A 16,333-nucleotide genomic window follows, 5' to 3' on the forward strand; every position below is an offset into this window, starting at 1 on the left:
ATCACGCCCGTCATCGGGAACACACTCATGAGTGATCTACAAATCGGTCTCATCGCCCTAGGCGTTTTGGCCATCGTCGTCGTGCTTGGACTGAATTGGTGGCAGGACCGCCGTGCCCGCAAGCAGATCCAGGACGGTTTTGCCAGCAGCGGCAAGGATCCCTTGCTCCATGGTGCAGAGCCCAGCCTGCCGTCGGGCGCGCGCAGGGAGCCTGCCCTGGGCAGCCTGGCCGGCGGCCAGGACGGCGATGCTAATGTCGTCGGCGGCATCGAGGCCCAGGCCGAATCCGTCACGGCGGATCACGACAAGGAAGAGGTTGACGAGGCCTGCGAAACCGTGATCGATGTCTCGTTCCTCGAGCCGGTGCCTGGCGAGGAGCTCGCGGCTTTTACCCAGGGCATACGCCATGCCGGCCAGAAACCGCTGCGCGTCTTTGCCGAAACCACGGACGGGCTGCATCGCGCCGCCATCCGCAACGGCGAGAACTACGCGTCGGTGCAAGTCGCCGTGCTGCTCGCCAACCGGAGTGGTCCGCTCACGGCCGGCGAATGGGCCGAGGCTCTGTCGCGCGCGCGGGTGTTGGCCGATCGCTTCGACGGCACGGTGGAGGCCACCGACACGCAGGCCGTGCTCGATTGCGCCAATAAGTTGGACGCCGTTTGCGCCGCGCTGGACGCACAGGTGGGCTTGACCTTGGTCGCCAGCAGCCGCCGCTGGTCTTCGGGGGATGTGCTGACGGCTGCGCGCGAGGCCGGCTTCTCGTCCATCCAGGACGGCCGGTTGCCGTGGGTGGACCAGGACGGTGCCGTGCGCTTCACGCTTGGCCGCAGCGACGGCGTCTCGCTGGGTTCTGCCGGGCCGGCCACCATCGGCCAGCTCAGCGTGATCCTGGACGTGCCGCGGGCGCCCGCCCACGAGCACGCATTTACCCAGATGGCGAAAGTCGCCCGCGGGTTGGCTGCCCGCCTCGAAGCCACGGTGGTGGACGACAACGGTCGTCCCCTTGCCGACGGCGCAGAGGCGGCCATCGATAAGCAGCTGCAGCTGTTGTACGCCAAGCTCGAGCAGTCCGGCCTGAAGGCCGGTTCGGTGCGGGCGCTGCGGGTATTCGGCTAAGGCGGGTGCCGGGGCTTCGATGACGTCTGATATCGACCGGGAAAACGAGGCCAAGCGCCGCGCTGCCGAGCTGCGGCAGGAGTTGGCCCTCCACAACCACCGCTACTACGTGCTCGACGATCCGCTGATCAGCGACGCCGAATACGATGCGCTGTTCGCGGAACTGGTCAAGCTCGAACAAGAGTTCCCGCTGCTGGCCACGCCGGATTCCCCCACCCAGCGCGTGGGGGGCGCGCCGCTCGCCGCCTTCGGCACGGTGCGCCATGCCGTGCCCATGCTCTCGTTGAACAACGCCTTCGATGAGGAAGACGTCGTCGCGTTCGATAGGCGCGTGCGGGAAGGGCTGGAGACCGACGCCGAAATCGAGTATGCGTGCGAGCTGAAACTGGACGGCCTGGCCGTGAGCCTGCGCTATGAGCAGGGCCGGTTCGTGCGTGCCGCCACGCGGGGCGACGGCCAGGTCGGCGAGGACATCACGGCCAACATCCGCACGATACGCTCGATTCCGCTGACGCTCATGGGGCCGGTGCCGGAAGTGCTGGAAGTGCGCGGCGAGGTCTTGCTGTTCCGCAAGGACTTCGAGCGGCTCAACGATGCGCAGCGGGAGGCGGGGGAGAAGGTCTTCATCAACCCCCGCAATGCCGCGGCAGGCAGCCTGCGCCAGCTGGACCCTCGCATCACCGCCAAGCGGCCGCTGCGGTTCTTTGCCTATGGCTGGGGCGAGATACGCGGCAGCCTGCCAGGTGCCGGGCAGGCCGATGCCGACGCGCCGCCGTTCGATACGCACATGCGCATGCTGGACTGGTTGCAGGAACTGGGCCTGCCGGTCAACCGCGAGCGGCGCCTCGCCAAGGGTGCGGCGGGACTCCTCGAGTTCTATCGCCGCGTGGAAGGGCTGCGCCCCTCGCTGCCTTACGACATCGACGGGGTGGTGTACAAAGTCAACGCCATCGGGTCGCAGCGCAGACTGGGCTTCGTCTCCCGCGCGCCGCGCTTTGCGGTGGCCCATAAATTCGCGGCCGAAGAAGCTACGACCGAGTTGCTTGACATCGAGGTCCAGGTGGGGCGGACCGGCGCGATCACCCCCGTGGCGCGGCTCAAGCCCGTGTTCGTGGGCGGCGTGACCGTCACCAACGCAACGCTGCACAACGAGGATGAAATCGAGCGCAAAGACGTGCGCATCGGCGACACCGTGGTCGTGCGGCGGGCCGGAGACGTGATCCCCGAGGTCGTCACCCCGGTGCTCGACAAACGGCCCCCCCACGCGCGCAAGTTCGTCATGCCGACGCATTGCCCCGTCTGCGGGTCGGCCATCGAGCGGCCGGAGGACGAGAGCATTGCGCGCTGCACGGGCGGCCTCTTTTGTGCTGCGCAGCGCAAGCAGGCGCTGTGGCATGCCGCCCAGCGGCGGGCCTTGGACATCGAGGGCCTGGGCGAGAAGCTGATCGACCAGCTGGTCGAGCGCGGCCGCGTGCGCACGTTGGCGGATCTCTATACCTTGACCGAAGAGGAATTGGCCGGGCTGGACCGGATGGCCCAGAAGTCGGCACGCAACTTGGTCGAGGCCATCCGTGCCAGCCGCACGCCGCCGCTGGCGCGGTTCCTGTTCGCGCTCGGCATCCGGCACGTGGGGGAATCGACGGCGCGCGACCTGGCGCGCCATTTCGGAAGCCTGGAGGCGGTGATGAACGCCAGCGAAGCGGAACTGCTCGCGGTGCCCGACGTTGGGCCCGTCGTGGCCGCCTCCATCTACCGCTTCTTTGCCGAGCCGCATAACCGGGAGGTCGTGGAGGCGCTGTTGCGCAACGGCGTCACGCCGGGCACCGAGGCCGTGGTCGATCGCACGGCCGGCCCTATCGCAGGCAAGATTTTCGTCCTCACGGGTACGCTGCCGACCATGACGCGCGAGGAAGCCGCCGAGCTGATTCGCGCCGCCGGAGGCAAGGTGACGGGCTCGGTTTCCAAGCGGACGCACTATGTCGTCGCCGGCGCCGATGCGGGCAGCAAGCTCGCCAAGGCGCAGGAGCTGGGCATCGCGGTGCTCGACGAAGACGGCCTGAAAGCGTTGTTGCAGTCGTGAAAGAGCGGGTGGAGCGCCCGCAAGAGGTATAGCATGCAGGCAATCATCGGGGGAACGGGGCTTTACCAGCTGACGGGGCTCGTCGTGACGCGTCGGCAGGTCGTGCGGACCCCTTACGGCGAACCTTCGGGGGCGCTGACCTACGGTCGCATCGATGGCGGGCCGGAAATCGTCTTCCTGGCGCGCCACGGCTACGGCCATACCCTGGCTCCCCATCGCATCAACTATCGCGCGAATATCTGGGCGCTGCACGAGGTCGGCGTGCGACGCGTCGTGTCCGTCGCCACGGTGGGCGGCATCGCCCCCCATTTGTCCGCGGGGGCGATCGTCGTGCCGGACCAGATCATCGACTACACCACGGACCGGCCGCGTACCTTCTTCGACGGGGAAGACCAGCCCGTCACCCACGTTGACATGACCCAGCCCTATGGGGCCGCCATGCGCCGTGACCTGCTCGCGGCGGCGCAGGCTTGCGGCATCGAGGTGGTCGACGGCGGTGTCTACGGCTGCACGCCCGGGCCGCGCCTGGAAACCGCCGCCGAGATCCGCCGCATGGCGCGCGACGGCTGCGACATGGTCGGCATGACCGGCATGCCGGAAGCGGCACTGGCGCGCGAACTGGAATTGGACTATGCGGCACTATGCCTGGTTACCAACGACGCCGCCGGCAAAGGGGCGAGCGTGGACCAGATTTCGGTGGAAGGCATGCACGTGGTGGTCGAAGACAGCATGAAAAACGTGCATCGCATCCTGGCAGAGCTGGTGAGCGGCCGCTGTTCGGCCAGCGGGGGAGCCTAGCACGCCGGCCCGGCGGGGCCGGCGGTTACCGCATTAGTTCAACAGGCCTTCGGCCTTGAGGGCGGCCTGCACGGCGGGACGCTGGGCGATGCGCTCGCGGAAGGCGACGATCGACGGCCAGCGCGAGAGGTCGATGTTCAGGCGGGGCGCCCAGCCCGTGGTCACGAACAGGTAGATGTCGGCCACCGAGAAGCCGCTGGGCAGCAGGTATTCGCGCTTGGACAGCTGGCTTTCGACGTAATCCAGCCGGGTCGCCAGGATCTGCTTGAAGACCTCCTTGGCGTCGTCAGAAATCGGCTTGAACATCGGCGAGAAGCCTTTGTGGATTTCGGTGGAGATGAAGACTAGCCAGCTTTGCAGCTCATAGCGCTCGGGGCTGGCGGGCGGCGGCGCCAGCTTGCGCTCGGGCACGCGGTCGGCGAGGTATTGCAGCAGGACGGCCAGCTCGGTCATGACCACGCCGGGGCTCACCTCCAGCGCGGGGACGTAGCCCTTGGGATTGATCTGGCGATAGTCCTGGCCGCTCTCGGTGACCTTGGCCTTGAGGTCGACTTTCTCCCAGGTGAAGTCGATGCCGGCTTCGCGCAGTGTGATGTGTGGCGCTTGGGAGCAAGCGCCGGGCGTGTAGTAGAGCTTCATGGTGTCGTGGTTCTCCTCGTGGAAAGCGCCTATTCTCTCACTGCCGCACGGCAAGTGTGTGTCGCGGACACAACCGGGCCCGGCGCTTCCTCACCGCATGGCATGTGGCCGCAAGGACCCCTCGAGCTCGGATTCGTCGTACAACTCCACCGGCACCGGGTCCACTTTCCAAATCTTTTCTGCATACTCCCGTATGCTGCGGTCCGACGAGAACTTGCCCGAGCGCGCCGTATTCAGGATCGACATGCGCGTCCAGGCGTCCGTGTCGCGGTAGGCCTGCGCTACCAGGTCCTGGCACTCGATGTAAGACTGGTAGTCGGCCAGCAGCATGTACGGATCGTGGTACAGCAGGTTGTCCACCAGCGGGCGGAATAGACCGGCGTCGCCGCGGGAAAAGAATCCGCTGCGGATCAGGTCGATGCAGGTGCGCAGCTCGCTGTGGCTGTGGTAGTAGTCGGAGGGCTGGTAGCCAGCGTCCCGGAGCGCCTGCACTTCTTCGGCGGTATGCCCGAACAGGAAAAAGTTCTCCGGGCCGACCTGCTCGCGCAGTTCGATGTTGGCCCCGTCCATGGTGCCGATGGTCAACGCGCCGTTCATCGCAAACTTCATGTTGCCCGTCCCGGAGGCCTCCTTGCCTGCCAGCGAAATCTGTTCCGAGAGGTCGGCGGCGGGGTAGATGCACTGGCCGAGCGTGACGTTGAAGTTGGGGATGAAGACCACCTTGAGCAGGTCGTGTACGTCGGGATCGTGATTGATGACGTCGCCCACGGAAGTAATGAGCTTGATCATCAATTTGGCCATGTGGTAACCGGGCGCGGCTTTTCCACCGAAGATGAAAGTGCGCGGCTGCAGGTCCCGCGCGCGCCCGGACTTCAGGCGATGGTATAGCGTCACGATGTGCAGCACGGCCAGGTGCTGGCGCTTGTACTCGTGGATGCGCTTGACCAGCACGTCGAACATGGAATCCGGGTTGACCTGCACGCCCGTCCGCCGCTGGATCAGCGCGGCAAGGTCCGCCTTGTTGGCCCGCTTGACGGCACGCCACGCTTGGCGGAACGACTCATCGTCGATGTGATTTTCGATCTGCCGGATGCGCGGGAGGTCCGTCACCCAGGCGTCGCCGATGGTGCGGGTCACCAGCTCCGTCAGCCGCGGGTTGCTCAGCACGAGCCAGCGGCGGGGCGTCACGCCGTTGGTGATGTTATGGAACTTCTCCGGCCACATCTCGTAGAAGTCCTTGAGCACGCCTTTCTTGAGCAGTTCCGAATGCAGTTCCGCGACGCCGTTGATGGCATGGCTGCCCACGCAGGCCAGGTGCGCCATGCGCACGTAGCGCTCGCCAGTCTCGTCGATCAGCGAGAGCCGCGCGATGCGCGATTCATCCCCCAGGAAGTGAATGCGCACGTCATTGAGGAAGCGCGCATTGATCTCGTAGATGATTTCCAGGTGGCGCGGCAGGATGCGCTGGAATAGCGGCAAGGGCCAGCGTTCCAGGGCCTCCGGCAGCAGGGTATGGTTGGTGTAGGAAAAGGTGCGCGTGGTGATGTTCCAGGCTTGCTCCCAAGGCAGCAGGTGCTCGTCGACCAGCAGCCGCATGAGTTCGGCGATGGCGATGGCGGGATGGGTGTCGTTGAGCTGGATGGCGAATTTCTCGTGGAAGGTCGTGATCGAGCCGCCGCGCACGAGGTGGATGCGGATCATGTCTTGCAACGAACACGACACGAAGAAGTATTGCTGCTCCAGCCGCAGTTCCTTGCCCTGCGTGGTTTCGTCGTTGGGGTAGAGCACCTTGGTCAGGTTTTCGGACGTGACCTTCTTGCTGACGGCGCCCAGGTAGTCCCCCCGGTTGAATACGGAGAAATCGAACGATTCCGTTGCCTCCGCGCGCCATAGCCGCAGGGTATTGGTGGTGTTGACGTGGTAGCCCGGGATGGGCGAATCGTACGGGACGCCGACCACGGTTTTCTCGGGCACCCAGCGGACGCGGAAATGGCCGGCGTCGTCGGTGTATTGCTCGGTATGGCCTCCCAATTTGATCTCCACCGCCCATTCGGCGCGCTGGATCTCCCAAGGGTTGCCATAGCGCAGCCATTTGTCGGTCTTTTCGACCTGCCAGCCGTCGATGATGGCTTGGAAGAAAATGCCGTACTCGTAGCGAATCCCGTAGCCGAACGCCGGGATCTGCTGGGTCGCCAGCGAATCCAGGAAGCACGCGGCCAGCCGGCCCAGGCCGCCGTTGCCCAGTCCCGGCTCTTCTTCCTGGCGCAGGATCTCGTTGTAGTCGAGTTCCAGCTCCTCGAGCGCCTCGCGCACGCGGTCGGCCAAGCCGAGGTTGATGAGGTGGTTGCCCAGGTGCGGGCCCATCAGGAACTCTGCCGACAGATAAGCCACCATGCGCGGCGCCGTTCGGTTGTACTGCGCCGTGCTGCTGATCCAGCGGTGCAGGCTGCGGTCCCGTATGGTGTGGGCCAGGGCGACGTAAAAGTCGTTCTTGCCCGAGATCTTGGGAAACTTGCCTATCGTGTAGAACAGGTGGTCGAAAAAGGCGCGCTTGAGGCTTTCTTTGGAAAAGGAAGTCCGATCGTCGTCGGGGGGCGATTGCGGTGCGGATGCGGACACGTGCTGGGCTCCCATTGTTGCGGCGCTCCGCGGCGCGGGGCATGCCGCCTAGCGCCGGAGCGCGGGCGAAGTGCCGCGGCGGCCCCTCGGGGCCACCGCGCCGGGCAATGCAAGCCTATTGTTGCTATCGAGCAGCGCATCGCGCAAGCCGCATTTTCAATTCGTTAAGCCTGTGTGGCCTGTGTGCGGCGGCATACGATTGGCTACTTCAGCGCCTCGAGCAGGTCCTGTTCGAACTGGATCTGGCTGCGCGAGTTGTCTAGGGCGGATCCGTCGATCAAGAAGGTGTCTTCGACGCGCTCGCCCAGGGTCATCACCTTCGCCGTCCTCAGGTTGATGCCGTGCTTGGCGAAGGTCCGGGCGATGGCGTGCAGCAGGCCGGTGCGGTCCGAGGCGGTGACGCTCAATATCCACGACTGGCCGCGCTCGTCAGGCTGTAGTTCGATGGTCGGCGTAATGGGGAACATCCGCGACTGGCGCGACTGCCGGGGCCCGAGCGGAACGGCCTGGGTGGCCGAAGTCGGGCCGCCCGCCGGCGCGGCCAGCCTTTCGGCCAGTTCGTGTTCGACCAAGCTAAGCAGCGCGCGCTGCTCGCTGGGCGTGCCCGGGGCCAGCAGGATGAAGCTGTCCAAGGCCCAGCCGTGGCGGGTCGTATAAATCCGGGCGTCCTGGATGCTGAGCCGGCGTTCGTCGAAGTAGCCGCACATGCGCGCGAAAAGATCGGGCTGGTCTTTGACGTAGACCATGACCTGCAGGCCTTCGCCTATGGTTGCCACGCGCGCCCGCACGACAGGCGTTTCGCTGTTGACCTTGTTGTACAGGTGGCGGGTCTGCCAGGCGATGTCCTGGGCTTCGTGGCGCAGGAAATAGGCCACGTCCAGCTGCTTCCAGAGGGCTTGGTGCGCATCTTCCGTGAGGCCGGCGAGCCGCAGCGCCCCCAGCGCCTCTTCCTTGCGCTTCTCCAGCACCGCACCCGGGTCCGGCACCTCGCCGCCGAGCGCCTGCCGGGTTTTCAAGTACAGGTCTTCGAGCAGCTTGCCTTTCCAGGCATTCCAGACCTTGGGGCTGGTGCCGCGGATGTCCGCCACGGTGAGCAGGTAGAGCGCCGTGAGGCGGCGCGTGTCTCCCACGAGCTGGGCGAAGTCTTGGATGACGCGCGGGTCGCTGAGGTCTTTCTTCTGGGCCACCGAGGAAAGCGTCAGGTGATGGCGGACCAGGAACTCCAGCAATTCCGCATCGGATTTCTCCAGGCCGTGCTCGCGCGCGAACTTCCGCGCTTCGACCGCGCCCAGTTCGGAGTGGTCGCCCCCGCGCCCCTTGGCGATGTCGTGGAAGAGGGCGGCCGCATACAGGATCCAATGGCGGTCGAAGTTGGCGATGAGCTGGCTGCAGAAGGGGTATTCGTGCGCGTGTTCCGGCATCGTGAAGCGGCGCAGGTTGCGCACCACCATCAGGATGTGCTGGTCCACGGTGTAGGCGTGGAAGAGGTCGTGCTGCATCTGCCCGACGATGCGGCGGAAGGGAAGCAGGTAGCGAGGCAGGATGCTGAGGTCGTTCATGCGCCGCAGTTCGTGCACGATGCCCCGCGGTTGCTGCAGGATGGACAGGAACAAGTGCCGGTTGACCGGGTTGCGGCGGAACTGGGCGTCGATGCGCCGCCGGGCGTGCCAGATGGCGCGCAGCATCCTCGCCGACATCCCCTTGAGCTCCGCATGCTGCTGCATGACCAGGAAGGCGCGCAGCAGCAGCGTGGGATTGCGTTCGAAGGCGTCGTCGCGGTACATGTCTAGCCGCTCGCGCACGATGCGGAAGTCCTCGTCGATGGGCTGGGCCTCCTCGCCCTCGCGCGGGAACAGGCGCTCCTCGAGGTTCTGGACAAGGATGGTGTTGAGCTGCGTGACCAGCTTGGCGGCCCAGTAATAGCGCTGCATCAGGACTTCGCTGGGCCGGCGGGTGCCGCCCTCGGGGATGCCATACACCTTGGCCATCGCAGGCTGGACGTCGAATACCAGCCGGTCTTCTCGCCGGCCGGTGAGTAGGTGCAGCTCGATCCGCAGGCGTTTGAAGGCTTGTTCGGCACGGCGCAGGTGGCGCGCCTCGTCAGCGGTAAGCAGCCCGGCGCGCGCGACCTGGTTCCAGGTCTTGCCGAAGCCGGCGGCGCGGGCCATCCACAGGATGACCTGCAAGTCGCGCAGCCCGCCGGGCGATTCCTTGCAGTTGGGCTCGAGGGCATACGGCGTATCGTGGTACTTGGTATGCCGCTGCTGCATCTCCAGCTGCTTGTCATGGAAGAAGGCGCATTTGTCCAGCCGCTTGCGCATGGCCGCTTCGAACTGCCGCATCAGGGCCCGGCTACCCGCCAAGAAGCGGGCTTCCAAGAGCGCCGTTTCCACGGTGATGTCCTTGTCCGCTTCCGCCATGCACTCATCGACGGTGCGCGCGCTGTGCCCGGGTTCCAGCCCGATGTCCCACAGCGCGGTGATCAACGCGCCGATGCGCGCCTCGTCTTCCTCCGTCGGCGCCTGGCGCAGCAGGATCAGCACGTCAACATCGGAATGGGGGTAGAGCTCCCCGCGGCCGTAGCCGCCCACGGCCGCCAGCGCGGCACCCTCGGGCAGGGGATGACGCTCGAGCAGGGCCACCAGGGTGCGGTCGACGATCCGCCGCAATTCCGTTAGCAGGGCGTCCGGGCGCAGGTTGGCGCGATAGTTGGCGATGGCGCGTTCGCGCGCCGCGCGCATGGCGTTGCGCAGGTCCTGGAGCCCGTCCATGGCGGGCGAAGTCAGCTGAGCGGTAGACATGGTCGCTGGCGGAAGTGGGCGTATCAGGCCGCTTGGGCGGTGACGAAGGCGGGCGGGGCCGGCATGCCGGGCGAGACGGTCAGGATCTCGTAACCGGTGTCCGTCACCAGCACGGTGTGCTCCCATTGCGCCGAAAGGCTGTGGTCGCGCGTCACGATCGTCCAGCCATCGGCCAGCTCGCGGATTTCCCGCCGGCCGGCGTTGATCATGGGTTCGATGGTGAAGATCATGCCGGCTTGCAACTCGACGCCCGTGCCGGGCTTGCCATAGTGCAGGACCTGCGGATCCTCATGGAACACCTTGCCTATGCCATGGCCGCAGAATTCCCGGACCACGCTGTAACCGTGCTTCTCCGCGTGCTTCTGGATGGCGTGGCCGATGTCTCCCAGGTGGGCGCCGGGCTTGACCTGCTCGATGCCCAGCCACATGCACTCATACGTGACCTCGGATAGCCGGCGGGCGAGGAGGGAGGGCTCGCCTACGAAGAACATCCGGCTCGTGTCGCCGTGCCAGCCGTCTTTGATGATGGTGACGTCGATGTTGAGGGAGTCCCCATTCTTGAGGACCTTGTTCCCGGGAATCCCGTGGCAGACTTGATGGTTGACCGAGGTGCAGATCGCGCCGGTGAAGGGCGGGTAGCCCGGCGGGGCATAGCCGATGGTGGCGGATTTGACGTGCAGCACGTCCGTCATGTATTCCAGGCACAATCGGTCCAGTTCCCCGGTGGTGACGCCGGGCTTGACGTACGGAGCGATGAAATCGAGGACTTTGGCGGCATCCTGGCAGGCCGCACGCATTTTTTCGATTTCCTCGGCTGTCTTGATGGTGATACTCATGCTCTCTCAGGTTTGTTGCGGTGCGGCAACCTTCCCGGTGGGAGGCGGGGAGGCGGCCCCGAGCCGTCGACGACGGTCGAATCGGCGGCCAAGCTCATTCACCGTGGTGTCATCATAGCGCTCTTGGCCGCGGCGCCGGCATCGTGAGAAACCGTGGGAAAGGCGCCGGCCCGGCGCCGATCTTTGCATCGATTTGTAACCGTTGGGTGGCGTATGCCGGGTGGCCGCGGTGCGGGCGTGGTGCCCTGGCTTGAGCAGGTGGGTCGGAAAATAGTAGAATTATAGGCTTTCTTTGATTTTGGAAGCCTTGCTTTGGCGCCTCATAGGTGTTGGCCGAGGTGTTGGCCGGTTGGCCGCGTAGGTCACCCAGCAGGCTGCTGAGGCAAGTTTTATCAACAGCGCGCCGTGTCGTCCAGGGTGCCGGGCGGAATGTTCGCCGGGTGCTGATGCGGTGCAAGACCTAACCCTCGGAGTCAATATGTCCGTTAGCATGCGCGAAATGCTGGAAGCCGGTGTCCACTTCGGCCATCAAACCCGCTTCTGGAACCCCAAGATGGCCCCCTACATCTTCGGCCATCGGAACAAAATCCACATCATCAACCTCGAGAAGACGCTGGTCATGTACCAGGAGGCGCTCAAGTTCGTGCGCCAGCTGGCTGCCCGCAACGGCACCATCCTGTTCGTCAGCACCAAGCGCGCTGCTCGCGAAATCATCGCCGAGGAAGCCCAGCGTTGCGGCATGCCTTACGTGGACAGCCGTTGGCTCGGTGGCATGTTGACCAACTTCAAGACGGTCAAGACCTCCATCAAGCGCCTGAAGGACATGGAGGCCATGCAGGCCGAAGGCGCCCTCGAGCGCATGAGCAAGAAAGAAGCGCTGATGTTCCAGCGTGAGCTCGAAAAGCTGAACAAGTCCATCGGCGGCATCAAGGACATGAACGGCCTGCCGGACGCGATCTTCATCATCGACGTCGGCTATCACAAAATTGCCGTCAGCGAAGCCAAAGCGCTTAACATTCCCGTTGTCGGCGTGGTCGACACCAACCACTCGCCCGATGGCGTGGCCCACGTCATCCCCGGCAACGACGATTCGTCCAAGGCGATCGCCCTGTACGCGCGCGGCGTCGCCGACGCTGTGCTGGAAGGTCGCGAGCAGGCCCTGCAAGGCGTGGTCGATGCGGTGTCCGAAGGCGACGACGAGTTCGTGGAAGTCGAGGAGTCTTGATCTTCCCTGCGCGTAGCGCCTAGGGGGTGGGCTTCTTCCCCCCTCTGCCGATTGTCTGAAGGGGCCTAGCGCCCCTTCTTTTTAGTCAAACCATTAATTTTCGCCGCGCTCCGGCGGCGGAAAAAGTCAGGAGTAATCATGGCCGCAATTACCGCAGCAATGGTCAAGGAACTGCGCGAGAAGACCGACGCCCCCATGATGGAGTGCAAGAAGGCGCTGACCGAGGCCGACGGCGATATGGCGAAAGCCGAGGAAATCCTGCGCGTCAAGCTGGGCAGCAAGGCCAGCAAAGCCGCCGCCCGCGTCACGGCCGAGGGGCTGGTTGCGCTGTACGTGACCGACGACGCCAAGACCGGCGTTGCCCTCGAGGTCAACAGCGAAACCGACTTCGTGGCCAAGAATGACGACTTCGTGCGCTTCACCAACGAAGTCGCCGAGCTGATCGCCAAGGCCGCGCCTGCCGACGTCGCCGCGCTGGCGGAACTGCCGTTCCGCGACGGCACGGTGGAAAGCGTGCGCACCGGCCTGGTGGGCAAGATCGGCGAGAACATCAGCATCCGCCGCTTCACGCGCATCGTCACCGAGAACAAGCTGGCCCAGTACGTGCACGGCGGCCGCATCGGCGTGCTGGTCGAGTACAGCGGCGACGACGTCCTGGGCAAGGACATCGCCATGCACGTGGCGGCGACCAAGCCCAAGGCGCTCGACGCTTCGGGCGTGTCGCAGGAAGACATCCAGCGCGAGCGCTCGGTGGCCGAACAGAAGGCGGCCGAGTCCGGCAAGCCTGCCGAGATCGTTGCCAAGATGGTCGAAGGCTCGATCCAGAAGTACCTGAAAGAGGTTACGCTGTTGTCGCAGCCGTTCGTCAAAGACGACAAGCAAACGGTGCAGCAGGTGCTCAAGGCCAAGAACACGACGGTTCACCAGTTCGTGCTGTACGTCGTCGGCGAAGGCATCGAGAAGAAGGTCACCGACTTCGCCGCCGAAGTGGCGGCCCAGGCCGCTGCGGCCAAGGGCTGATTTCTTGGCCTGTCCGTCCCGGCTAGCATAGGCGCAAGTGCCTGCCGGCCGGGGCCGGCTTGGGGAGCGGAAGGCATCTGTTCCGTTCCGGGCCAGCGAGTTTCGGGCGTCGCAGTTCGAGGCGCGGGGATGGTTCCAATCCAGCGCGCCCCAGAGGCGTCGTGCGGCCGCTGGCGGCAGTTCCCGTCCGTCGCGGTAGGCGGACGGTTTCGCATCAAGAGGAATGCCGGGCGCCCCGGGCTTCCTCCGCCCCTTGCCGGGGCGTTCGCCGATGTGCGAGCAGGGGCTGGAATGCCTGATAGGCCGATTGCGCGGGAGCATGTATGACGGTAGAAATAAACGCATCTGAAGCAAGAACGGGGGCGTACAGGCGTGTACTGCTCAAGCTGTCGGGCGAAGCCCTCATGGGCGACGATGCGTTTGGTATCAACCGCACGACCATCGGCCGCATGGTGGAAGAAATCGCCGAAGTGGCCGGCCTGGGCGTGGAACTGGCGATCGTGATCGGCGGCGGCAATATTTTCCGCGGCGTCGCGCCCGGCGCCCAAGGCATGGACCGCGCCACGGCAGATTACATGGGCATGATGGCCACCATCATGAATTCGCTGGCGCTACAGGATGCGCTCAAGCGCCGCGGCGTGGACGCACGCGTCCAGTCTGCGCTCACTATCGAGCAGGTGGTCGAGCCTTATATCCGCCCCAAGGCCCTGCGTTACCTCGAAGAGGGCAAGGTCGTCATCTTCGCGGCCGGCACGGGGAATCCGTTTTTCACCACCGATACGGCGGCCGCCCTGCGCGGCGCCGAGATCGGTGCCGAGATCGTATTGAAGGCAACCAAGGTCGACGGCATCTACACGGCGGATCCCAAGAAGGATCCCACCGCCACCCGTTACAGCCGCATCAGCTTCGACGAAGCCATCGTCCGCCGGCTGGAGGTGATGGACGCCACGGCGTTCGCCCTGTGCCGAGACCAGAAGCTGCCGATCAAGGTATTTTCGATCAACAAGCCCGGCGCCTTGCGGCGCGTCGTTTCCGGCGACGACGAGGGCACGCTGGTTCACGTTTGATCGATATTCGCATTTAGGAGACCGCAATGAGCGCTTCCGACGTCAAGAAAACCGCCGAGACGAAGATGGGCAAGTCCATCGAGACTCTCAAGGCCAGTCTGGCGAAGATCCGCACGGGCCGTGCCCATGCCGGCATCCTGGACCACATCCAGGTCGAGTATTACGGTTCCATGGTGCCGCTGAGCCAAGTCGCCAGCGTGAGCGTGCTGGACGCCCGCACCCTCAGCGTCCAGCCCTGGGAAAAGAAGATGGCCGCGGTGGTCGAAAAAGCGATCCGCGAATCCGACCTCGGCCTGAATCCGCAGTCCATGGGTGAGCTGATCCGCGTGCCGATGCCGCCGCTTACGGAAGAGCGCCGCCGCGAGCTGACCAAGGTGGTCAAGGCCGAAGGCGAGGATGCCAAGGTTGCGGTGCGCAACCTGCGGCGCGATGCCAATGAGCAGCTCAAGCGGCTGGTCAAGGAAAAGGCCATCTCCGAAGACGAAGAGCGCCGTTCGCAAGACGACGTCCAGAAGCTGACCGACCGTTTCGTGGCCGAAATTGATAAGCTGGTGGCGCAGAAAGAAGCGGAGATCATGACGGTTTAATGCCGCCCATGTTCAACCGCCGCCCCCCGGGCTTTCCATTATCCGATCAGAGGGCCCGCAGGCGGCCTACGGAGCTTATATGGTCCTAAGTTCCACCCTCGGCGTTCCTCATACCGACGCCGTGCCTAGGCACGTGGCAATCATTATGGACGGCAATGGGCGCTGGGCGACCCAGCGCTTTCTCCCGCGCGTGGCCGGTCATAAGAAAGGCGTCGATGCGGTCCGCGCCGTGGTGGAAGCCTGCGCCGTCCGGGGGGTCGAGTTCCTCACGCTGTTCGCCTTCAGTTCCGAGAATTGGCGCCGTCCGGCGGACGAAGTGTCCCTGCTGATGCACTTGTTCGTGCATGCGCTCGAGCGGGAGGTGACCCGCCTCGCGCGCAACGGCATCCGGCTGAAGGTCGTGGGCGACACCAGCGTGTTCGAGCCGCGCCTGCAGGAGCTCATTGCCGATGCCGAGGCGCGCACGCGCGACAACGACCGCCTGACGCTGACCATCGCCGCCAACTACGGCGGCCGCTGGGATATCCTCCAAGCCATGCGCCGGCTGATCACGGAACGCCCCGAGTTGGCGCAGCACCCGGAGCGCATCGACGAAGCGGCGTTGACGCCGTATCTGTCGATGTCCTATGCGCCCGAACCCGACCTGTTCATCCGCACGGGCGGCGAGCAGCGGATCTCCAACTTCCTGATCTGGCAGCTCGCGTATACGGAGCTCTATTTCACCGACTGCTACTGGCCCGACTTCGACGCCGAACAGCTCGATTTGGCCTGCAAGTCCTATCGCAACCGCGAACGCCGTTTCGGGCGCACCAGCGCGCAGGTGCGTGCGCCCGAGGCCGCCGCGACGACGTCCACGCCGAACGGCAACGGCTGACCTTCATGCTCGGACAACGCATCGCCACCGCCGCCGTCCTGCTGCTCATCCTGGTTGGCGCGCTGTCGCTTTCCGACCCACGGCCCTTCGAGCTGCTCATGGCGCTGTTCGTGGGCTGCGCCTTGTGGGAATGGTGGCGGCTCACGCTTGCCCGCCGGGGGGAGGCCGCTGGCCCCTGCGTGCCGGCGATCCTGGCCGGCGCAGCGCTCGGCACGGCGTTGGCTGCCTGGCGCGGGCTCGGCGGTGGCGGCGATCTCACCGCCGATGCCGGCGGGGCTGCCTGGATCGGGCTTTGGGTCGCGGTTTCCCTAGTCTGGGTTTTCGTGCTGGTGCCCATGCTGTTTCGCGCCAACGCGCAGGCCGAGCCCCGGAACCCGTGGCTCACGGCGCTGGCGCCGTTCGCCCTGCTGGCGGCCTGGTCAGCCTTGGCCACGGCTTTCGGGCGCGGCGTCGTGTTCCTGTTGACCCTCATGGCGCTGGTGTGGGTGGCCGACATCGCTGCCTATTTCGTCGGGCGAGCGCTCGGCAAGCACAAGCTGGCGCCCCATATCAGCCCGGGCAAGACCCGCGAGGGAGCGGTCGGCGGAATCGTGTGCGCCGTGGGGTTCGTGTTGGCCTGCGCCGTCTTTCCCGGCACCTTCGGGGCGGCACTGGTGGCGCGCTGGGGGTGG

13 protein-coding genes are annotated in these 16,333 nt (G+C 65.3%); 9 read left to right on the forward strand and 4 right to left on the reverse strand.

Annotated elements, in window-relative coordinates; genetic code table 11:
• The first annotated feature begins 27 nt into the window (after positions 1 to 27).
• From IRZ12_RS01355 to IRZ12_RS01365, 3 genes are read left to right on the forward strand one after another with little or no spacing between them, the layout of a single operon-like run.
• The gene (locus IRZ12_RS01355; RefSeq protein ID WP_296463298.1) at positions 28 to 1,116 is read left to right on the forward strand and encodes a cell division protein ZipA C-terminal FtsZ-binding domain-containing protein; all 1,089 of its coding nucleotides are present in this window, start codon (positions 28 to 30) and stop codon (positions 1,114 to 1,116) included.
• A 19-nt stretch (positions 1,117 to 1,135) separates the two neighbouring features.
• Complete coding sequence (gene ligA / locus IRZ12_RS01360; protein WP_296463301.1) at positions 1,136 to 3,196, forward strand: NAD-dependent DNA ligase LigA; 2,061 nt, start codon at positions 1,136 to 1,138, stop codon at positions 3,194 to 3,196.
• Positions 3,197 to 3,229: 33 nt separating this feature from the next.
• Positions 3,230 to 3,994: an S-methyl-5'-thioinosine phosphorylase gene (locus IRZ12_RS01365; protein ID WP_296463303.1), complete on the forward strand. Its 765-nt coding sequence runs from the start codon at positions 3,230 to 3,232 to the stop codon at positions 3,992 to 3,994.
• 33 nt (positions 3,995 to 4,027) lie between these two features.
• Here IRZ12_RS01365 and gstA read toward each other — a convergent pair whose 3' ends face one another.
• The 4 genes from gstA to map all read right to left on the reverse strand — a co-directional run bounded on the left by gstA (position 4,028) and on the right by map (position 10,889).
• Positions 4,028 to 4,633, reverse strand: coding sequence for a glutathione transferase GstA (gene gstA / locus IRZ12_RS01370; protein ID WP_296463305.1), 606 nt, complete (start codon positions 4,631 to 4,633; stop codon positions 4,028 to 4,030).
• Between the two features lie 90 nt (positions 4,634 to 4,723).
• On the reverse strand, positions 4,724 to 7,252 hold the full coding sequence (locus tag IRZ12_RS01375; RefSeq protein ID WP_296463307.1) for a glycogen/starch/alpha-glucan phosphorylase: 2,529 nt from the start codon (positions 7,250 to 7,252) through the stop codon (positions 4,724 to 4,726).
• A gap of 203 nt (positions 7,253 to 7,455) precedes the next feature.
• Positions 7,456 to 10,053, reverse strand: a complete 2,598-nt coding sequence (locus tag IRZ12_RS01380; RefSeq protein ID WP_296463308.1) for a [protein-PII] uridylyltransferase — start codon at positions 10,051 to 10,053, stop codon at positions 7,456 to 7,458.
• Between the two features lie 23 nt (positions 10,054 to 10,076).
• Positions 10,077 to 10,889 carry a type I methionyl aminopeptidase gene (map, locus tag IRZ12_RS01385; protein WP_296463309.1) on the reverse strand — a complete coding sequence of 271 codons (813 nt, stop codon included), beginning with the start codon at positions 10,887 to 10,889 and terminating at the stop codon, positions 10,077 to 10,079.
• A 478-nt stretch (positions 10,890 to 11,367) separates the two neighbouring features.
• On the opposite strand from map, the gene rpsB reads away from it, so the two are divergent.
• The 6 genes from rpsB to IRZ12_RS01415 all read left to right on the forward strand — a co-directional run.
• Positions 11,368 to 12,114 (forward strand): 30S ribosomal protein S2, encoded by a 747-nt coding sequence (gene rpsB / locus IRZ12_RS01390; RefSeq protein ID WP_296463312.1) that lies wholly within the window; start codon positions 11,368 to 11,370, stop codon positions 12,112 to 12,114.
• Between the two features lie 138 nt (positions 12,115 to 12,252).
• Positions 12,253 to 13,134 (forward strand): translation elongation factor Ts, encoded by an 882-nt coding sequence (gene tsf, locus IRZ12_RS01395; RefSeq protein WP_296463314.1) that lies wholly within the window; start codon positions 12,253 to 12,255, stop codon positions 13,132 to 13,134.
• A gap of 323 nt (positions 13,135 to 13,457) precedes the next feature.
• On the forward strand, positions 13,458 to 14,201 hold the full coding sequence (pyrH, locus tag IRZ12_RS01400) for a UMP kinase (protein WP_296463317.1): 744 nt from the start codon (positions 13,458 to 13,460) through the stop codon (positions 14,199 to 14,201).
• A 26-nt stretch (positions 14,202 to 14,227) separates the two neighbouring features.
• A complete protein-coding gene (frr, locus tag IRZ12_RS01405; RefSeq protein ID WP_296463320.1) occupies positions 14,228 to 14,788 on the forward strand; it encodes a ribosome recycling factor in 561 nt (186 codons plus the stop codon).
• Between the two features lie 79 nt (positions 14,789 to 14,867).
• A complete protein-coding gene (uppS, locus tag IRZ12_RS01410) occupies positions 14,868 to 15,662 on the forward strand; it encodes a polyprenyl diphosphate synthase (protein ID WP_296463323.1) in 795 nt (264 codons plus the stop codon).
• Positions 15,663 to 15,667: 5 nt separating this feature from the next.
• On the forward strand, positions 15,668 to 16,333 hold a 666-nt coding region (locus IRZ12_RS01415), incomplete at its 3' end, for a phosphatidate cytidylyltransferase (RefSeq protein WP_296463325.1).

It is taken from the genome of Pigmentiphaga sp. (assembly GCF_019689535.1).
In the GTDB taxonomy this organism is placed as follows: domain Bacteria; phylum Pseudomonadota; class Gammaproteobacteria; order Burkholderiales; family Burkholderiaceae_B; genus Pigmentiphaga.